This window comes from Mucilaginibacter angelicae (assembly GCF_042434235.1).
Classification (GTDB): Bacteria; Bacteroidota; Bacteroidia; order Sphingobacteriales; family Sphingobacteriaceae; genus Mucilaginibacter; species Mucilaginibacter angelicae.
Genome location: NZ_JBHLTS010000022.1, coordinates 230,486 through 251,341 on the forward strand (window position 1 = coordinate 230,486; position 20,856 = coordinate 251,341).

Consider the following 20,856-nt stretch of genomic DNA (forward strand, 5'->3'; position numbering starts at 1 on the left):
AAATTTATGCGAAGATATAAATACGTCACACAATTATTACAAATCCCGAAATTAACTTGTGCTGTATTATCTTTGACCAAACCCAATCATTACCATGAATTCAAACCTCTCCCCCACTAATCATAATCCCTACCGCCGTAAATTTATCGGCCAGTTAAGTACCATAGCAGGTACCGCCGCGTTGTTATCAACTCCCTTTGCTGCAGGTGCCATCACCTTCGCTAAACCGGATGAAAACATGACAGTAGGGCAAATTATTGATCTGTTTATGAAACAGGTGCCGGGTGCCCCGTTCCCAGGCACAGTTGATACCTTAAAATCAGGCAACCGCGATATTGTGGTTACCGGCATAGTTACCACCATGTTTGCCACCATTGGTATTATTGAAAAGGCTATTAGTTTAGGTGCCAATTTTATCATAGCGCACGAGCCAACTTTTTACAACCATGTCGATGAAACCGCCTGGTTGGTCAATGATGATGTATTTCAATATAAAAAACAATTGCTTGATAAGCATAACATAGCCGTTTGGCGCAATCATGATACCATACACAGCCTTAAACCCGATGGCGTTGGCTTAGGTTTATTAAAACAGCTTGACTGGGTAAACTATTACAAGCCCGAAACTGGGAACCTGCTAAGCATCCCTCCTACCTCCTTAAGCTCCCTTATCGAAACCCTTAAAAAGAAACTACAAATTGAAAAGGTGCGCTACATCGGCAACCCAGTTCAAAGCTGCCAGAAGGTATTGCTGCTGCCCGGAGCAGCCGGTGGTAAAAGGCAGATCAGCGAAATGAGTACAAAGAAACCCGATGTATTAATTTGCGGTGAAATTTCGGAATGGGAAACTGCCGAATACGTAAGAGATGCCCAGGCTAAAGGTGATAAACTTTCACTTATTGTATTAGGCCATATTGCCAGCGAGGAGCCGGGTTCGGAGTTTATGATAGGCTGGCTGAAGCAAAACGTACCAGGCATTAAGGCTACGCACATCCATCCGGGCAATTCTTTATCGTTTATGTAACATAAAAGCCACGTTTTAGCATTAAATAAAGTCAATATTTTGTTAAATAATGTAACATTACGTACAATTGTAAATTACTCTGTTTTTAATTGTAGGGCGTGCTGCTTATCTGTAAACTTTACATTTAAAAAAAGGTTTAATTTACCTGATTAATTATTGATAACATTGGCACGAAAGCGCCATTAAAAGTTTAATTTATACAAGAAAGTAGCTGTAATTTAAGTAAAAATCGCAATTTTCATTTTTTGAAATACAAAGTGTTTTTTTTACAATAAGTTAATCCTACTTTTAACCGATTTTTAAAAAAACAAAATTTATGATCATAATTGCTGACGGTGGCTCAACCAAAACAAATTGGTGCCTGGTTACCGAAGAGGGAAAAAAAGTTTACTTTAATACCGAGGGTTATAACCCATACTTTTCAAGTACAGAGTATATTATACAATCACTGAACGAAAGCCTGCCTACCGATCTTGAAAAAAACCAGATCACCGAGGTAAATTACTACGGTGCAGGTTGCTCAACCCCCGAAATGCGCAAGATTGTTGAGGAAGCTATGAAAGTAGTTTTCGCCGGCGCAAAGGTTAATATCGGTCATGACCTGCTTGCGGCTGCCCGTGCCCTGCTTGGCAACACCGAAGGTTTTGCTGCCATATTAGGTACCGGAACCAATACCTGCATTTATGATGGTAAAGAAGTTGTACAAAATATCGATTCGGGTGCATACATCCTGGGTGATGAAGGCAGCGGTTGCTACATCGGCAAAAAATTGTTAACTGATTATCTGCGCGGATATATGCCCGAGCCTGTACGTAACCTTTTCTGGGAAACCTATAAGCTTACACCCGACGATATCAACGAGCAGGTTTACACTCAGCCACGCGCTAACCGTTTTTGCGCAAGCTTCAGCAAATTTGTTTACGATAACAACGTACATATCGAATACTCACGCAACCTGGTACGTACCTCGTTTGAGGATTTCTTCCGTAACTTGGTAACCCACTACCCTGATTATCAAAAATACACTTTCAACTGCATTGGTTCAGTAGGTTATAACTTCCGTAACGTGCTGGAAGAAGTGGTTACCGAAAATGGTATGGTTGTTGGCAACATCATCCGCTCGCCTATAGATAACCTGGTGAAATACCATTTGGAATTAGCACCGAGCTCTTTATAAGAAGAGAGCTGAGAAGCAAGACGTCAAGAATCAAGACCTAAGAAGTTAAGATTTTAAGATAACGAAGGGCTGGAAAATTTTCCGGCCCTTTTCTTTTTAGTATTCTACGAAGCAATCGCCAACCGCATCCTCTCCCCCGTCATACCCTCTCCGCACGTCATTGCGAGGCACGAAGCAATCGCGAACTGTACAGGGTCACCTGCATAGCCCCTCTGCAAATCGGGGATTGCTTCGTACCTCGCAATAACGTGATGATGATGAATGGGGATTGCTTTGTTCCTTACAGCAATGACGTGGTTATGAATGCTTCCGTCCGTCCGCATACCTGTGTCACTATTCTTACAGACATATAACGGACATACATAGCTACCGCATCCTCTCCACCCCGCCATACCCTCTCTCCGCGCATCATTGCGAGGCACGAAGCAATCGCGAACTGTACAGGGTCACCTGCATAGCCGCTCTGCAAACCGCGGATTGCTTCGTACCTCGCAATGACGGGTGGTGAGCATGTTGTAAAATAAAAAAAGGCCGGAAAATCTTCCAGCCCTTTTTTATATCTAACTTCCTGGTTCCTGAATCTTGATTTCTTTTATCTTAAAAAACTTCTTGACTCCTGAATCTTGACCTCCTGCTTCTATCTCAAACCAAATTCATATCGCCCTGAAAAATCTTCCCGTACTTGCGTTTATCAAACTTGTAAAGCTTGGCGGCACGGTATGATACGCCCTTTTGCTTCTCATCAAGCTCTTTCAAAAAGCCGTAGCTCAGCATTTTTTTGCGGAAGTTTCGCTTATCCAGTTTCTTATCTAAAACAGCCTCGTAAAGCGATTGCAACTGTGTTAAGGTAAATTTTTCGGGTAGCAGCTCAAACGCTATCGGCTGATAGTGCAGGCGTCGTTTTATTTTATTGAACCCGGTTTTGAAGATCTCACTATGGTCGAACGCCAGTTTAGGCAGCTCGCTTACCGGGTGCCAGAACGCTTTTTTGGCGTATTGCGTTATCGGTCGTAACTCCTTTTGCCCGTTTATGCGGATGAGCGCATAATAAGCCACCGTAATTACACGGCCCTGCGGGTGGCGGTTTACTTCGCCAAAAGTATGAAACTGCTGCATGTGCATATCCCGCAGTCCCGTAAGTTCATACAGGATCCGCTCGGCAGCATCATCAATACTCTCGTCCTGCTCAACAATATAGCCGGGCAGCGCCAGCCAGTCTTTATATGGCTCCTCGTTCCTCTCAATGAGCAAAATTTTAAGCTCGCCGGCTTCAAAGCCGAATATCACGCAGTCAATTGAGAATACGGAATCAAACTTGGGTAACATTAGTTCCAAACTATTAGTGAGATTTAGTTAATAAGTTTAAATATATAGCCTTAATTCCTAATCCAAAAAAAAATAAATAAAATTTAATGGTGTAATCTACACACACTATCTTCGTAGCGTAAAATTAAGGAGCGAAAGATGCGTAAAATTTCAAAAATAGGGGTTTTAACTTCAGGTGGTGATGCCCCCGGAATGAACCCCTGTATCCGTGCTGTTGTAAGGACCGCACTGTATAACGGACTGGAAGTTGTAGGTGTAAGGCAGGGCTATAAAGGCCTTATCGACAACGATATGTACGAAATGGATAAACGCTCGGTAAGTAACATCCTTAATTTGGGCGGCACTATTTTAAAGACAGCACGCTGCCTGCCTTTCAAAACCGACGAAGGCATGGAGATAGCTTATCAAAACGCTAAAGCCCGCGGTATTGATGCCCTTGTGGTTATTGGCGGCGACGGTACTTTTACCGGCGCGCTCCGCTTTTCGCGCAAGTATCCCGACATTGCTGTAATGGGTGTACCCGGCACAATTGATAACGACCTTTGTGGTTCTACTTATACCCTTGGCTTTGATACGGCTACCAATACGGTTATCCAGGCCATTGATAAAATTCGCGATACTGCCGATGCGCACGACCGTCTTTTCTTTATCGAGGTTATGGGCCGCGATTCGGGTGCTATTGCTTTACGTGCGGGTATTTCATGCGGTGCCGAAGCTATTTTACTGCCCGAGCGTACTACCGCTATTGACGACCTGATCAAAAACCTTAAAGAGGGCCATATGAACAAAAAGTCATCGAGCATTGTAATTGTTGCCGAAGGCGATAAAAACGGCGGTGTTTATGACGTGGCAAAGGCTGTACAACAGGAAGTTAAAAATTACGATATAAAAGTTACTATCTTAGGCCACTTGCAACGGGGCGGCGCACCATCAAGCTTTGACCGTATTTTGGGCAGCAGGCTTGGTTTTGCAGCAGTTAACGCTTTGGTTGCCGGCGAATCACAAAAAATGGTAGGTTTGCAGGCCAACCAGATTTTGATGACAGACCTGGAAGCGGCACTTAACCAGCATGAGTTTAAGTTAGAAGACGACCTTTTACAAATGATGGATATATTATCGATATAAAAGATTAATGATTGCAGTTGTTTATAGCGGATCGTACTTTGCACATTGGCGGCTTACTGACAAAGGGAGAACTGTTGCTTCCTTTAAAACCAATGGTATAAACCCCTATTTTAACGACGAAAAGCACATTACCCAGCTCCTCAATAAAAACATCAACCTCATACACCACGCCGAAGAAATAAAACGCATTTATTTTTTTGGCGCCGGGGCTTCGTCAGACGAGCGGAGACAGCTTGTGCATAATGCACTTTCATCGTTTTTTAAGTTTGGTAAAGTTACTGTTGAGCATGATATTGCCGGGGCAGCTATTGCCTGCTGTAAAAATGAGCCGGGTATCATAAGCATTTGCGGCAGCGGTACCAATGCCGCCTGGTACGATGGTAAAAGAGTTTGGCCAAACAATTACGGCCTCGGTTATATCCTGGCCGATGAAGGCTCGGGCAACTGGCTGGGCAGGCAGCTTATTAAAGGTTTCATGAACAATACCCTGCCCCCAACTATCCGTAAAAAGTTTATCCATAAGTACGATGCCGACCGTAAAAACCTGCTCGAAAAGGTTTATCGTCAAAAACAACCGGCTTTATTTTTAAGCTCGTTCACCGATTTTTACCTCGATAACAAAAACGATCATCATCTGCAAAACGTCATAAAAAAAGGATTTAGCACGCTAATTTCTACATATTTGCTACCTTTATATAAGCAACATCCGGCAGCCTCCATTCACTTTGCAGGCTCGGTTGCTTTTAATTTTCAGGAACATTTATATGAAGCTGCTGCCGACGCAGATCTGCAAATCACTAACATAATTAAAGAACCCATAAATAATTTATTAACCTACTATTCAAATAAAAATTAAAAAATCATGAAAATAGGAATTAACGGTTTCGGCCGTATTGGCCGCCTGGCATTCAGAGCTGCAATGGAAAGACCAGACATTGAAGTTGTTGGTATTAACGACCTTGTTGAGCCAGATTACATGGCTTACATGTTAAAATATGATTCAACTCATGGTCAGTTCAAAGGCACTATTGCTGTTGAAGGTGGTCATTTGGTTGTTAACGGTAAAACCATCCGTGTTACTGCCGAAAAAGATCCTGCAAACCTTAAATGGGGCGAAGTAGGTGCAGAGGTTGTAATTGAATCAACCGGCTTGTTCTTAACCCAGGAAACTGCTCAAAAACACATCGACGCAGGTGCTAAAAAAGTAGTAATGAGCGCCCCTGCAAAAGATGATACCCCTACATTTGTAATGGGTGTTAACCATAAAGAGTTGAAAGCCGATCAAAACATCGTTTCAAACGCTTCATGTACCACCAACTGTTTAGCCCCTATCGCTAAAGTATTGGATGATAACTTTGGTATCGAAGAAGGCTTAATGACTACTGTACACGCTGTTACAGCTACTCAAAAAACAGTTGACGGCCCATCGGCTAAAGACTGGAGAGGTGGCCGTGGTGCTTACCAAAACATCATCCCTTCATCAACAGGTGCAGCTAAAGCGGTTGGTTTAGTTTTACCTCAGTTAAAAGGTAAATTAACAGGCATGTCATTACGTGTACCGGTTGCCGACGTATCTGTAGTTGACTTAACTGTACGTTTGAAAAAAGGTGCATCTTACGAAGCCATCAAAGCAGCTATGAAAGCAGCATCAGAAGGCGAATTAAAAGGTATCCTTGGTTACACTGAAGATGAAGTTGTATCTGAAGACTTTAAAGGCGATGCACGTACATCAATTTTTGATGCCAAAGCCGGTATCGGTCTGAATGATAACTTTGTTAAAGTTGTTTCTTGGTACGATAACGAGTGGGGTTACTCAAACAAACTGATCGACCTTGTTCAGGAACTTGGCAAATTATAATTGCTGATTTTTAGATCATATAAAAAACGCCCTTCGGATAGCCGGAGGGCGTTTTTTTTGTTATAAAACATAAGCTACTGCCCCCCACGTCATTGCAAGCACAGCGTGGTAACCGCATGCTATACAGGGCCGCCGTTGCCCACCCCACCCGTCATTACGGGGCACAGCCTGTCCCGAACTTGCTTCGGGAAAGCAATCGCTAACTGTACAGGGAGGATTTGTATAGCGCACCCCTTAATCAACTAACCTCTAACCTCCAATCACTAATCTCTCAACCCGGGCGTTGCCTCCGGCCCGAGCTTTCCGTTGCAAGTCCTCGCCTTTCCTGCCCGCAATGCCAACACAGGCTGTGGGCTTTACACTGCAATCCCTAACGCGGCCTGTGCTCATCGTCCGTCCGTCACCCTGTGCCCAATATTCACTTTAACTTCGCCGGACACCTACTACTTCCACTTTCTTCCAGTCTGTGGTAGGTGGTTAACCATTACCGAAGTTTATTAACTTCGGTATTTAAACAACATAGCTAATATTAAATTGATAATTTTGGTTTAAGGACAACGTAAACACTAAACCATGAATATATTTAAAAAGTTATTCGGCAAAAAAGACACTAACATTGAAGAAGTGCCTTCTGCGCTGGAAAATGTAGTTCCTGATCAACCTGAAATTAGCGGGAATACAGCCCCAATGACGGAAGAAATTGAAGAAGCACCCTTTACGCAAGAAAAGGTAGCTGCCGCTCAACCCGAAGCTAATGAATACACCCTCCCGGCCGCTGAGGAACTTAAAAAGGCATTTGACGAAAAATTCAGTTTCGATCGTTCTGAAGAAAACTTTGAGATTGAAATGTATAATTCGATAAAAAGATATTATTCAAGGCCAGACCTTGACATTAGATTTAATTTAACAGATGCAAACGGCATAACTTACAAGCCACATGAAGCTTTTAATGCTGTATTTGACAAATGGAAAGAAATTCGCTCCAAATGGGACAGGCGTGGACTATTATTTAGCTTTTGGGATGAAACGGAATCTAATAAAATAGGAAAATGGCAAATTATTGAACGCTATAATAACGACCGTAAACCTGTTGAGGCCGGGGAATATTTTAGTAAAAATGTAAAGGACGACGATTTGAATGACGCTTTGGTATTGGTTGCAATGGCCAAAACAAACAGGCTTTTATCCAGATTGGAAAAAGCGCGGAAGATTATTGAGTACGCCTTTGAGAATGTGCCAAACCACCCTAAAGTAAGGGTTGAATATGCTAATATTTTGCACCTTCATGGAAATGAAAGTGACAAACAAAAGGCGCACAATTTGATTGATGAACTATTAAAGGAAAAGATTGCTGCCTCGGATCAAAAAACAATAGGGCTTCTCAATTATTTCTGTTTCTCGAAAGCTTATATTGATTCATCAATTTTTGCAGCTTCATTTTTACACGCGGGCAACGCCGATTTGAAAGCCTGGGATTTGTTGGCCGAAGAATATTACTATTGCCCGGTTTTTAGGTATGAACATGCAGTGAAATTGACAAATACCAACGAGCCCATGCTTGCTCTCGCAAAATTAAATTCGTTGGCAGATGAATTTCCCTGGTACGAACAAGGCGTTATAGCGGCGATAGACATTATAAATCAATTTCGTTCCCAAATGAATAATCTCCGATTTATGGAGGATGAGTTACAACGGCTAAATCACTATCTGTCGGTACACAAACAGCATGGTGGTGATATTTGATGTTTTGAATATTTAACAGCCCCCCGCTGCCGCAAGCGTCCTCGCTTGTGGCCCGCGTTTAGGTAAACAACCTGATGAGCCGCTTGCATAGCTTAGCATGATGCCCACAAGCGAGGACGCTTGCGGTAGCGGTGGTGATAACAGTCCTTTATGTCCACGCACATTTTCCGTACACCGACACACTGGGATGGACGGACATACAACAATCCCGTAACCAATGCTGCTTTGATGTGCATAGCTACGGGATTGTTGTTTGTTGCAACGAAAAGCTAAAGACGGTTGCCTGGTTATTGTTCGGCTTAACCGCTGAAGTTAATAAACTTCAGCCATGGCCAACCACGGGCTACGCTAAACCCGCGGCAGATTTTCCTTTCTTGCCTCTTGATTCTCAAAGTCCTGCCTCTAAAAATCACCAGGGTGTTTCGCCATAATCACTAACGTATTTGCCTGTTGGGCCATCGGCATCAAGCATAGCGTATTCAACTATTGGTGCTGCGCCATCTTCAACTGCCTTTGGGCCCTGGTTGCCATTAAACTCGGTATTAGTATAGCCGGGGTTTACCATGTTTACCTTTACCTGATCTTTCAGATCAAAAGCCAGCGCTACGGTATAAGCATTCAATGCCGTTTTTGACGGACCGTAAGCTGCCGATTTAAAGTGGTAATACTGCCATGCAGGATCGTTATGATAAGCCAACGAACCCAGATCGGAAGTGACATTCACTATCCTTGGGTTTGGCGACTTTTTTACCAGATCGATAAAAATACGCACCGTGCGGATCACACCGAAAAAGTTGACTTCAAAAACCTGTTTCATGGTATCATCGCTTGTTGCAGCGGCTGGCTGCGGAAACGCACCCGGAATACCCGCATTATTGATCAACACATCCAGGTGATCAATCTTAGCAGCCAGCTCATCATGGGCTTTCTGTACCGATTGTTCGCTGGTAACATCTATCAGCAATAGTTCAATATCATTTAAACCTTCGGCTTTAAGCTCATCAACGGCTTTTTGGCCCCTATCCTGATCACGACTGCCCAGGTAAACGTAGTAACCGGCGGTAGCCAGCTGGCGGGCGGTTTCCAGGCCAATACCTTTATTGGCACCGGTTATTAAAACTGTTTGTTTTTCCATAACACAAAGCTATGGCTGCGCAATATTTATACCGCTGCACATAGCAGGGCATTAACTGTACATTTCCCGGATTTGCGTCCGGAAGGCTATGGGCGTGGTATCGCTAAGGCGTTTAAAAAAGCGGTTAAAGTAGGCGGCATCCTCAAAACCCAGCTCATCGGCAATTTGCTTAACCGATAGTTCGGTATGCAGCAGGCGGCGCTTGGCCTCCACAATCAATCGCTCATGAATATGGGTTATGGCTGTTTTGCCGCTTTGCTGTTTAATAACTTCGGTAAGGTGGCCGGGCGTTAAGTTCAGTTTTTCGGCGTAGGCGGCAACATCATGCTGACTGGCATAATGCTCCCCAATTAGCGCCTGGAAGCTTTTGAGCAGGCAATAGTTTGGGGTAACGCAGGTTTCGTTATACTGTTCGCTGTACAGCCTGCTCAGGTATATCACCAATACCCGCAGCCAGGAGGTAAGCATCTGGTTGCGCCAGCTGCCATCGGCATTAAACTCAAGCAGCATGTTGCGCATGGTATCCTCCACAAAAGTCAAATCGGCAGGGCTAAGCTTTATTTCGTGTGCGGCGGCAGGGTTTTGAATAATGGGCAGCTGTTTAAGTATGCGGTTGTCTTCCAGCTGTAAAAACTCGTCGGTAAAGCTCATCATTAAGCCCTCTGTGGGGCCCGCATGCTCTTTCAGATGTACCTGCTGCGGTACGGTAAAGTAAAAAGTATCGGGCTTTACGGTATACGGCACAAAATCAATCCAGTGCCTGTTAGCACCGCTTTTAACCAGTACAAAAAGGTAATAATCCTTACGGTGCGGTTGCAGAAATGCCGGATCGAGCCTGAACTCGCCGCAATGCTGGTTGGCTTCGCGCACATCTATCATGGCATTACGCTGCTCATTGTTGTGCTGCAGTGTAAAAGTAGGAATAACAGTTTTTTCGGGTGCAGTTAAAACAGCCATAAAGCAAAGTACGCAATTTTTGATGTTGTTTAAACAGCCAACCAACAGCGGATTGTAAATGTTTTGGGGATAAATTATTCAACCAGCCCGTACTTTGTCCAAAATACCGCTATGGTTTATTGATTACGGTTTTATGTAACCTTATTTTAGGGCATTCTGAAATAGCAAAAATAAAGATCCAAGCTTACTCAGATCTTCATTTTATAGTAACATATCAATTTGTCCATACCCAGTTCCGGATCTCCGGCATATCCTCGCCATGGGCATTAATGTATTGTTTATGTTCAACTAACTTATCCTGCAGTTTTTGTTTCAGGTAAGTGCCTTTACTGCCGGTTTGCGGCAACCGGTCTATTACATCGATAACCAGGTGAAACCTGTCCATTTCATTCAAAACGGTCATATCAAAGGAGGTTGTTATAGTGCCCTCTTCCTTATAGCCCCGCACATGAATATTAGGGTTGTTGGTACGGTTGTAAGTTAAGCGGTGTATTAACCAGGGGTAACCATGGAAGGCGAAAATAACCGGCTTGCCCGTAGTAAAAAGCTCATCAAAATCATGATCGGTTAAGCCGTGCGGATGCTCGGATTTCCTTTCAAGCTTTAACAGATCAACCACGTTTACTACCCTTATCTTTATTTCGGGCAGATGTTCTTTTAGTATAGATACCGCGGCCAGTGTTTCCAGTGTAGGCACATCGCCACTACAGGCCATCACAACATCGGGATCACACTGCTGGTCATTACTGGCCCAGTCCCAGATACCTATACCCCGTGTGCAATGCTCAACCGCCTCGTCCATATCAAGCCATTGGGGCGATGGATGCTTACCGGCAATAACCACATTTACATAATGATAACTACGGAGGCAATGATCCATGACCGACAGCAGGCAATTGGCATCAGGCGGAAGATATACCCTTACAATCTCTGATTTTTTATTGATTACATGATCAATAAAACCGGGGTCCTGGTGGGTAAAACCGTTATGGTCCTGGCGCCACACTGTTGAGGTAAGCAGAATGTTCAATGATGCTATTTTTGTTCTCCATGGGATTTCCCGCGTAGTTTTTAACCATTTAGCGTGCTGGTTAAACATCGAATCCACAATATGAATAAATGCCTCGTAACAGTTAAAAACGCCATGCCTGCCTGTAAGCAGGTAACCTTCCAGCCAGCCTTCGCACTGGTGCTCGCTTAGCATTTCCATGACGCGGCCTGTCGGGGCAAGGTATTCGTCATGATCCTTTATTTCGGTATTCCATTGCCTGTTGGTGGTTTCAAAAATAGCCTCCAGCCTGTTGGATACGGTTTCATCCGGGCCGAAGATCCGGAAATTAGCGGGATTCTGTTTAATGACATCGCGCAGAAACCGCCCGGCCACATGAACATCGCCTTCGCCTTTTACCCCCGGTTCAGGAACTGCAACCGCATAAGTCATAAATCCCGGCATCCGCAGGGGTTTCAGTAATAAACCACCATTGGTATGAGGATTGGATCCCATCCGGCTGTCGCCTTTAGGGGCAAGATCAGCCAGTTCCGGCATCAACCTGCCGTTTTCATCAAACAGTTCTTCGGGTTTATAGCTCTTCATCCAGTTTTCCAGCAATTGAAGATGACTTTCAGGATCTGCCGCGGAAACCGACAATGGGATCTGGTGCGACCTAAATGTACCTTCTATCTTATATCCGTCAACTTCCTGCGGCCCCGTCCATCCTTTTGGCGATCTTAGTATAATCATGGGCCATTTGGAGTGTACACTGTTTGGATGTTCATAAGCATTGTATTTTATCTGTTTAAGCAGGTGCATGGCCTGCTCCAATGCTGCTGCCATAGCCTGGTGCATTAGTTCCGGTTCCGAGCCTTCCACAAAAATGGGTACATAGCCATACCCCCGAAACAACTGTTCAAGTTCTTCGCCCGAAATCCGGGCTAAAATTGTCGGGTTGGAAATTTTATACCCATTAAGGTGCAGAATAGGCAAAACAGCACCATCTGCCAGCGGGTTCAGGAATTTATTGGAATGCCAGGCAGTAGCTAACGGCCCGGTCTCGGCCTCGCCATCACCTACCACGCAAGCAACTATCAAATCAGGATTATCCAATACCGCTCCAAAAGCGTGGCTGAGTGAATACCCCAATTCGCCGCCCTCATGTATAGAACCAGGCGTTTGAGGCGATGCATGGCTGGAAATGCCGCCCGGATATGAAAATTGCGTAAAAAGCTTCTTCATACCCTCTGTGTCCTGTGTAATTTCCGGATAAACCTCACTGTAGGTTCCTTCCAGGTACGTCCCGGCAACCACAGCCGGGCCACCATGCCCGGGACCGGAAATATACAGCATGTTCAAATCATACTTTTTGATGATATTGTTGAGGTGGGTATAAATAAAATTTTGCCCGGGTGTTGTGCCCCAGTGCCCCAGCAGCATGTTTTTAACTTGCGTTAATTTCAGCGGCTCTTTTAACAAGGGGTTGTCGCGAAGGTAAAGCTGGCCAACCGAAAGGTAATTAGCTGCGCGCCAATAAGCGTTAACTTTACTTAACATCTCCGCAGTAAGCGGGGTTTGCTCTTCTATGATGATATCTTCGGTAACATTCATGTTTTATGATTCTAATAGTTGTTTATGAACAAGCATTTTGCTTATGATCTGTGCTATCATTAATTCTTCGTTGGTGGGCAGTACCCTTACCATAACCCTGCTTTCATTTACAGAGATCAGGGACGCATTTTCATCATTTCGCGAGGCATTCAGGCTTATGCCCAAAAACTCAAGGCCGTCACAGATCCTCGCTCTTATTTCGGGTGAGTTTTCGCCTATGCCGCCCGAAAACACAAGGATGTCTACACCGCCTAAAACAGCGGTATAAGCACCTATCCATTTTTTTACCTGGTAACAAAACAATGATACAGCCTCTGCCGACCGGATATCTGTATGTTGCTGCTCTAACAGGTCGTTCATGTCGCCGGTAGTCTGCGAGATGCCCAGCATTCCCGATTCGTGATTAATAAGGTGATTGAACTTTTCGGCCGAAAGGTTTTCGGTTTGGATCATGAGCCAGGCCACTCCAGGATCAAGGTCGCCCGATCGGGTGCCCATTGGCAAACCGCCCGCCGGGGTGAAACCCATACTGGTATCCATACTTTTCCCATCATAAACGGCAGTAACACTGGCGCCATTACCCAGGTGGGCAAGGATTATGCGAACCATAAGCGCCTGTTTACCAACCTGGCTTTCCAGCTCCTGCATTAAATAACTGTACGACAGGCCATGAAATCCGTAACGACGGATGCCGCGCTGATCAAAGCGGCGTGGTACAGGCAGGAGTTGAGCCACACGCGGCATTCCTGCATGAAAATCAGTGTCAAAGCAGGCGTATTGTGGTATCCGCGGGTGATACTTTTGGAATGCTTCTATCAGTGAGATCTCAACAGGTAAATGATCGGGGTCGTAAGGAATAATAAGTTTGAGTTCATCCAATAGTTCCGCGCTGATCAGCGTAGGTTTGGTGTGCGCCATACCCTGCACTACGCGGTGCCCGATGGCATTTATTTCGCTGAAATTGATCTGTTTTTCAAGCCAGCTTACCAGGAAAGTGACTGCCGAAACATAATCCGTTGATTTTGATTCGGTATCGGCACTGTGATTTGTTTTAAAATTGGTATAGCTAAGCCTTGAACCGGGCAATCCTATCCGGTTTAGTTGGCCACCAAATGTTTTTTCGGGGTTGGCCTCCTCTTCGTATAGCCCGAATTTGATACTGGATGAACCGGCGTTGATCGTTAAAACCATAAAGGTACATATTGGGGTATAATGATCTCACCCTCGCCTCTTTCAGTTCTTTTTTCATTTTCGATCATATCATACACCAGGTTGATGTGCAGGTCTTCATAATGATCGCGCCGGTACTGTAGTAATGTTTCTTCCCCCGAGGCTCCCTCATCTATAAGCTTATCAATATAATTAAGTGCACCTGCTTTGGCCATTTCCATTGCTTTGGAACGGGTAGCGTATCCATAAAATAATGGACTGTTAACAGGTAGCGTATATAACCTACCGGCAATAGTGCCAAGCACCTCGGTTGTATCGCCGATGAGCCAGTTCTCCTTTACAGGCCTGAGTTTAAGTCTCTGGAAATCATTTGTAGAAATTTCCGTTACTACGGTATCATTCTTAAACACACGAAAATAGCGGGCATAGTTGTTCTTTACCATTTTAATAATTTGAATAATTGTAGAAACAAAACCATTACCGAAGCAGAGAGTGGTAATTAAATTAGCGGTAACGAAAAGACAGATGAAATCACCGTTTAACTTAGTGACCATCTTTTAAGGCAAACAAGGCTTGTTGGTTTATGCCCTGCTTTAAGTATTGTATACTTAAGCAACCACCTCAATCACAATTTGTTTTAGCTAATACCGATTAAATAAAAGATAAGGAAGCTATTGGCAGAAGGCTGTTATCATGAGTAAGGTTTCAGAGCCTGCGGATTAAGCGCTTATGTAGCTCATTAAATAATAACGGGAGCGTTCATACTCCCGTTATTGGCTTGCCCAGGTGGTGACGCTTAAGCAAATATGCTTTTAATCTATTCGCCCTACTCCGTTTTCAAACTCTTCACCTGGTTCATTTGCATAGCCGCTCTGTGTAAAGTCGGGGATTCGGGAGAAGGGTTGCTTGTCCGTCTATTCAACTTTATTGAACACAGGGTGACGGACGGACAGGAGGTGATGCTTTTGCTCTTACTCAAGCGTCATTGCGAAGCACGGCCTGTCCCGAATTTGCTTCGGGAAAGCAATCGCGAACTATAGGGGATTATTATATAGTTATAATTTGATTTTTATAGGTATTAATGAGCTCCCTTTGGCAGGTCTGTCTTAGTGCCTTATAATGACGTGATTTTAAGTTATTGATTATTAAGTGTATTTTTTGATCGATTTATAAATATGGGCGTTGCCTGCGGCCCGTGCTATCCGCTCATACTACACGACCTGTCCCGATACCCATCGGGAGGCATTAGCCACAAGGCCGGTATCCGCTCCTATCACTAACGCGGCCCCCGTGTACCATTGCTAAAACATATTTTATACGTCATCACGGTTTTTTTCAGGATTTCCCTGATGGTTACTCGCAATGACGGATGGAGAAGGGACGCTTTTCCCCCTACTCCGTTTTCAAACTCTTCACCGGGTTCATCAATGCGGCTTTTACGCTCAAAAACGATACCGTTGCAAAAGCAATTAACATCACCAATAAAAACGGTATAACAAACAGGAAGGGGTTAATATCCATCCTGAAGGCATACGTTTGAAGCCATTTACTGATGGCATACCAACCTATCGGTGCCGAAATCACAAAGGATACTACCACCAGCAGGGCAAAATCTTTATACAACAGCCTCAAAATACTGTTAACTGAAGCGCCCAGCACCTTGCGGATCCCGATCTCCTTGGTACGCTGCACAATGGTGTACGATACCAGGCCAAATAAGCCCAGGCAGGCCACAAAAATGGCAATGCCGGTAAATACACCAAACACCTGCCCAAAGCGCTGGTCGGTTTTGTATTGCTCATTAAAATGCTGATCCAAAAAGAAATAATCAAACTGATCGCCGGGGAAAAAGCTGGCCCAGGTTTTCTTCAGATCAGTAATGGTTTGAGGCATATTGTTGGTGCTTACTTTTACAGAAACCGCCCCCCTTACATCGGGGATACAACGGAAAATTAAAGCATCGTAAGCATCATGTAACGATTGCTGGTGAAAGTTATCGGCCACACCCACTATAGTATAAACCTGTCCCCAAAAATCAATGCGTTTGCCCAAAGCGTCGGCAGGTTTACTGAAGCCTAACTGCTCAACACCCTTTTTGTTAAACACTACGCTATGCGGCTCATCGCCAAATTCCTTTGAAAATTTGCGCCCTGCAATTAGTTTTATATCATAAGCATTAAGGTAATCATAATCGGCACCGATAATGCGGTATTGCTTCCCTGCGCTTTGATCGGTGCCTACCAGCTTAATACCACCGGCATTCCATGGTACAGGCTCGCCGGGGATAGAGGTTGATACGGTTACGCTTTTAACGGCAGTCTGCGCCAGGCATTCCTGTTTAAATGAGCTCATGCTGCGGTAAAACGAATCAACCTTAACTAAGGGCGCTTTAATCACCAGGGTTTGATCTATTTTTACCCCTAACTTTTGGCTTTGCATGTACTTAAGCTGCCTGAACACAGTAAGCGAGCCTATCAGCAAAAATATGGAGGCTGCAAACTGGAACACCACCATTCCCTTGCGCAGTATAACCCCTCTTGGCGATGCCAGGATCTTGCCCTTCATCACCTCAACAGGTCTGAAAGCAGACAATACAATGGCCGGATAAAACCCGCTGAAGAACGAACCTAACACAAAGATCCCCAAAACAGCCAGCCAGAAAGCAGGCTTAGCAAACAGGGTGAAGCCCATCTGCATGCCCGAAATATTTGCAAATGCAGGCAAACAGGCCATAATGATGAGCAATGCAAGCCCTATCGCAATGGCATTAAGCATCATGGCCTCTAACATAAACTGTGTAACCAATTGTCCTTTTGCCGAACCAAGCGTTTTACGTACACCAACCTCTTTGGCCCTGCCAATGCCACGGGCAGTTGCCAGGTTGATATAGTTGATCCAGGCAATGATGATTACAAAAATGGCGATCCCTAAAAGCAGGTATACCGATTTGCCATCGCCATTAGGTTGAAACTCCAGCATCCGGTTAGAGTACAGGTGAATATCTTTTACCGGCTGCAGCTTATAAATGCCGCCTTCGCCCGAGCCGGGATATTTATCATAGGCCTTTTTTACAACAGGGATAAATTTAGATTCCAATACCCGCGGATCAACGCCCGGTTTAAGCAGCAGGTAAGTTGTACAGCCATCATTTAGCCAGGCATCGTCAAGGTTATAATCTTTATTAGGCGGATTTTCCTTAAGCAAAGTAGCGTACGACTGCATGACATCGAATTTCATATGCGTATTAGCAGGCATATTTTTCATTACGCCGGTTATTTTAAGCGGCTTATCTGTGTTAATGTACAGGGTTTGGCCAACCGGGTTAACACCGTGGAAAAGCTTATTGGCTATCTCTTCGGTAATTACGGCCGTGTTGGGTTCTTTAAGCGCTGTATTAGGGTCGCCATTAATAAGCGGAAATGAAAAGATTTTGAAAAAAGCTGTACTTACGTAGTAATCATTCAGGATCACCATTTTCTGATCTTTATAATTGGCGATAGTTTGGCCCGCCCCTACTATTTTTACATAATCCTCAATTTCGGGCAGGGCATCTTTAAAAGCCGTACCGGGGGCAAAAGCGCCACCCGCCCATTGGGTGCTTAACTTGCCGTTATTATACCTGTCCTGATTGATGCGAAAAACACGGTCTTTTTTGGTGTGGAAATCATCATAGCTCAGTTCAAAACTAACATATTGCAGTATAAGCAGGCATGCAGCCATACCAATAGCCAGCCCCACTATATTAATAGCAGAGAAAGCTTTGTTTTTAGAGAGGTTTCTAAAAGCAACCAGCAGGTAATTTTTAAGCATAATTGTAGGGTTTATGCCTGATAATTAGCCAATTACGTGCCTTTATTATAAATAACTGATTATTAATAAATTACAAAAAACACCAATCTACGAAAGTGTTCGTTTCCGCACAGTGGATGTGCGGTTGTGGGGCGGGCCTGAAAGTGAAATGGCGAAAGGTTTTCTTTCACTGGCGCAAGTATTGTGTGGTTGCCGGTGCGAGGGCTTACTTGTGCCTTCTCCCCCCTGTCTCGGGAAAGCACAAGTCCTCCGCCCTCCAACCCTAACACAAGACTTGCGCTAAAAAACGACCTTTCGCCTTTCGCCTCCAAAACTACTCTCCCGCCCTCAAACTCTTTACCGGGTTTGCAAGTGCAGCTTTGATGCTTTGGTAGCTAACTGTCAACAAGGTAAGCGTAAACGCCCCGGCGGCTGTTTCTACAAATAACCAAACAGAAAGATCAATATGATAGCTGTAATGTTGCAGCCAGCCGTGCATAATAAAGCCCGCAACCGGGGCTGCAATAAGTAAAGATACAATGATGAGCACCACAAAATCGCGACACAACAGCAGCCAGAGGTTAAGCACCGAGGCACCCAGTACCTTACGCACCCCTATCTCTTTGGTACGCTGCTCGGCCATAAACACAGCCATACCAAATAGCCCAAGACAACTGATCAGGATAGCCAAACCGGTGAACAGGCTTGACAGGGAGCCTACTTTTTTCTCTGCATCAAACTTCTTCTGATATTCCAGATCGGCAAATTTAAAATCGAAAGGTTCTTCAGGAACGTAGTTTTTCCATATATCGGCAACAGTGTTAAGAGCGGCCTGCAGGTTTTGTTTAGGGTTAAGGCGAATATTAAGGAAGTTACCCGCATCTTTATTGATAAAAAAGATACTTTGCTTAACCGGTTCATAGGGCGACTGCATCACCATATTTTTTATCACACCAATCACATGGTATTTTCGCCCCCACCAATCGATGGTTTCACCTACCGGCCTTTTCAGGTTCATATAACGAACAGCAGCCTCGTTAAGAATAATGGCCGATGAATCTGAAGGAAATGCGGGCGAAAAATCACGGCCTTCAACCAGTTTCCAATCTACCGTTTTTCCGTATGGCATACTGGCGCCTACCATCGCAAATTCATCGTTCATACTTGGATTTTTACCAGTCCATTTAAGCCCGCCTACAGTATTGTAGATGCTGGTCGTTGGGCTGCCCGATTCGGCAACGTCTACAACTGCGCCGCTGTTCAGTAAGTCATTGCGGAAAGATGCGAAATGGCTGTGGATAGCAGCCGAGTACATTTCCATCGAAAGCAGGCCGGCCCGGTTATAACCCACCTCGCGGCTTTGCGAATAACGCACCTGGCGAAAGATAACCAGCGTACCGATGATCAATATAATGGATACACAAAATTGCACCACAACCAATACCTGCCGCGGCAGTGCGGCCATTTTACCAGTCCGGAATGTACCTTTCAATACCATTACCGGCTGAAAACCTGAAAGATATAATGCAGGATAACTGCCGGCCAAAATACCCGTAAGTAAAGTAAAAACAAGCCCGGCCCCCCAAAACATTGGGCTGTGCCATAAAATCATGAGCGATTTATCGGCAACCTGGTTAAAGTAAGGCAAAGCAAATTCAACTATCACCAGCGAAAGCACAAAAGACAACAAAGCCAGCAAAACCGATTCGATATAGAATTGCAGGATCAGCTGCCCCCGTAACGAACCAACGGCTTTCCTTACACCAACCTCCCGTGCACGTTTTTCACTGCGCGCAGTGCTCAGGTTCATAAAGTTAATACAGGCCAAAAGCAGCACAAATACGCCAATAACACCAAAAAGCCACACATAGGTAACGGCACCACCCGTGTTAACCCCATTCTTAAATTCGGCATATAAGTGCCATTTGCTCATGGGGTGCAGCAGGATCACCGGTTTAAGTTTGGCACTTTCAGCATCCGCATTCCTTAGCTTAACATCTTTGATCTGTGCCGATACCTGGTTCAGATCCACACCATCTTTCAACTGTACAAAAAGATCATAAGAATTGTTCCCCCAGTCGCCCGTTGATTTCATGAGGTTCGGGTCGGCTATTTTGTATAAATCCCAGGCTGCCATAAAAGCCAGGTTGCTGAAAGTTGTGTTTGCCGGCAAATTATGGTAAACACCGCCTACCTTAACGGTCATTTTGTTATCCAGCTTTAATATTTTGCCGGTTGCATCAGCATTGCCGAAGAGTGCCTTCGCGCTTGTTTCTGTCAGCAAAACAGAAGAAGGATCTTTTAAGCCGGCCCGCGTTCCGCTGATCATGTGCAGTGTAAGCATATCGGGCATTTGTGCCTGTATATAGCTCCCGGTCATGGTAAGGTGTTTATCGCCCACACTGAGGATATGCTGCCAAACCCCGGAAGCCTGAACTACGTATTTGAAATTGTTGCCATAAGTTGTGCTTAAAGCATTGGTTAAAGGCAGGGGTACCATGTCTGATGTACTTGTTTCCCCATTATTTGCGCGGCTTTGCATCACCTGCGCAATCCGGTCATAATTCTGGTGGTACTTATCAAACGATAATTCATCGTTGATCCACAGGCCAATAATGAGCGCAACGGCCATGCCGAGGCTTAAGCCACCAATATTGATAAAGGCGGTTGATTGGTTGCGCAGCAAATTGCGCCAGGCGGTTTTCAGGTAATTACGAAACATGGGTATGCTTTTTACTGTAATTGTTTTCAGGCAAAATAATGCCAAATACAAAAACAACTGACATTCAACACATTAATAATTTCCACTCTTATTACCATGTGCGTTTTCGTTACAGCTACTGTGCAGTTTTGATCAGGAGGTTAGGGAATTTTTGTCCTGCCATTAAAAAAGGAATTGGGCACGGGGTGACGGACGGACAAGATGCGGGCTAAGTATAATGATATGGTG

General features: G+C 44.6%; 14 protein-coding genes. 6 read left to right on the forward strand and 8 right to left on the reverse strand.

Going from position 1 to position 20,856, the window contains the following annotated elements:
- Nucleotides 1-94 precede the first annotated feature (94 nt).
- Together ACFFGT_RS13255 and ACFFGT_RS13260 are read left to right on the forward strand one after the other, a co-directional pair.
- On the forward strand, nt 95-1,024 hold the full coding sequence (locus ACFFGT_RS13255; protein ID WP_377023019.1) for a Nif3-like dinuclear metal center hexameric protein: 930 nt from the start codon (nt 95-97) through the stop codon (nt 1,022-1,024).
- A gap of 316 nt (nt 1,025-1,340) precedes the next feature.
- Entirely contained in the window at nt 1,341-2,201 is an 861-nt protein-coding gene (locus ACFFGT_RS13260; RefSeq protein ID WP_377023020.1) for an N-acetylglucosamine kinase, read from the forward strand.
- 642 nt (nt 2,202-2,843) lie between these two features.
- Here the strand turns inward: ACFFGT_RS13260 and ACFFGT_RS13265 are convergent.
- On the reverse strand, nt 2,844-3,536 hold the full coding sequence (locus ACFFGT_RS13265; protein ID WP_377023021.1) for an NUDIX hydrolase: 693 nt from the start codon (nt 3,534-3,536) through the stop codon (nt 2,844-2,846).
- A 129-nt stretch (nt 3,537-3,665) separates the two neighbouring features.
- On the opposite strand from ACFFGT_RS13265, the gene pfkA reads away from it, so the two are divergent.
- The 4 genes from pfkA to ACFFGT_RS13285 all read left to right on the forward strand — a co-directional run bounded on the left by pfkA (nt 3,666) and on the right by ACFFGT_RS13285 (nt 8,253).
- Nucleotides 3,666-4,652 (forward strand): 6-phosphofructokinase, encoded by a 987-nt coding sequence (pfkA, locus tag ACFFGT_RS13270; RefSeq protein WP_377023022.1) that lies wholly within the window; start codon nt 3,666-3,668, stop codon nt 4,650-4,652.
- A gap of 7 nt (nt 4,653-4,659) precedes the next feature.
- Nucleotides 4,660-5,508: a hypothetical protein gene (locus ACFFGT_RS13275; protein WP_377023023.1), complete on the forward strand. Its 849-nt coding sequence runs from the start codon at nt 4,660-4,662 to the stop codon at nt 5,506-5,508.
- Nucleotides 5,509-5,514: 6 nt separating this feature from the next.
- Nucleotides 5,515-6,510 carry a type I glyceraldehyde-3-phosphate dehydrogenase gene (gene gap / locus ACFFGT_RS13280; protein WP_377023024.1) on the forward strand — a complete coding sequence of 332 codons (996 nt, stop codon included), beginning with the start codon at nt 5,515-5,517 and terminating at the stop codon, nt 6,508-6,510.
- A 573-nt stretch (nt 6,511-7,083) separates the two neighbouring features.
- Nucleotides 7,084-8,253 carry a hypothetical protein gene (locus ACFFGT_RS13285; protein ID WP_377023025.1) on the forward strand — a complete coding sequence of 390 codons (1,170 nt, stop codon included), beginning with the start codon at nt 7,084-7,086 and terminating at the stop codon, nt 8,251-8,253.
- A 409-nt stretch (nt 8,254-8,662) separates the two neighbouring features.
- Here ACFFGT_RS13285 and ACFFGT_RS13290 read toward each other — a convergent pair whose 3' ends face one another.
- From ACFFGT_RS13290 to ACFFGT_RS13320, 7 genes are all read right to left on the reverse strand, one after another.
- Nucleotides 8,663-9,388: an SDR family oxidoreductase gene (locus ACFFGT_RS13290; protein WP_377023026.1), complete on the reverse strand. Its 726-nt coding sequence runs from the start codon at nt 9,386-9,388 to the stop codon at nt 8,663-8,665.
- A gap of 51 nt (nt 9,389-9,439) precedes the next feature.
- A complete protein-coding gene (locus ACFFGT_RS13295; RefSeq protein WP_377023027.1) occupies nt 9,440-10,345 on the reverse strand; it encodes a helix-turn-helix domain-containing protein in 906 nt (301 codons plus the stop codon).
- 214 nt (nt 10,346-10,559) lie between these two features.
- Complete coding sequence (locus tag ACFFGT_RS13300; RefSeq protein WP_377023028.1) at nt 10,560-12,947, reverse strand: phosphoketolase family protein; 2,388 nt, start codon at nt 12,945-12,947, stop codon at nt 10,560-10,562.
- 3 nt (nt 12,948-12,950) lie between these two features.
- Nucleotides 12,951-14,138 (reverse strand): acetate/propionate family kinase, encoded by a 1,188-nt coding sequence (locus ACFFGT_RS13305; RefSeq protein WP_377023029.1) that lies wholly within the window; start codon nt 14,136-14,138, stop codon nt 12,951-12,953.
- Nucleotides 14,129-14,560: a hypothetical protein gene (locus tag ACFFGT_RS13310; protein ID WP_377023030.1), complete on the reverse strand. Its 432-nt coding sequence runs from the start codon at nt 14,558-14,560 to the stop codon at nt 14,129-14,131. Before ACFFGT_RS13310 ends, ACFFGT_RS13305 begins: the two co-directional genes overlap by 10 nt.
- A 949-nt stretch (nt 14,561-15,509) precedes the next feature.
- The gene (locus tag ACFFGT_RS13315; protein WP_377023031.1) at nt 15,510-17,927 is read right to left on the reverse strand and encodes an ABC transporter permease; all 2,418 of its coding nucleotides are present in this window, start codon (nt 17,925-17,927) and stop codon (nt 15,510-15,512) included.
- Between the two features lie 313 nt (nt 17,928-18,240).
- Nucleotides 18,241-20,628 (reverse strand): ABC transporter permease, encoded by a 2,388-nt coding sequence (locus tag ACFFGT_RS13320; RefSeq protein ID WP_377023032.1) that lies wholly within the window; start codon nt 20,626-20,628, stop codon nt 18,241-18,243.
- Between the last annotated feature and the right edge of the window lie 228 nt (nt 20,629-20,856).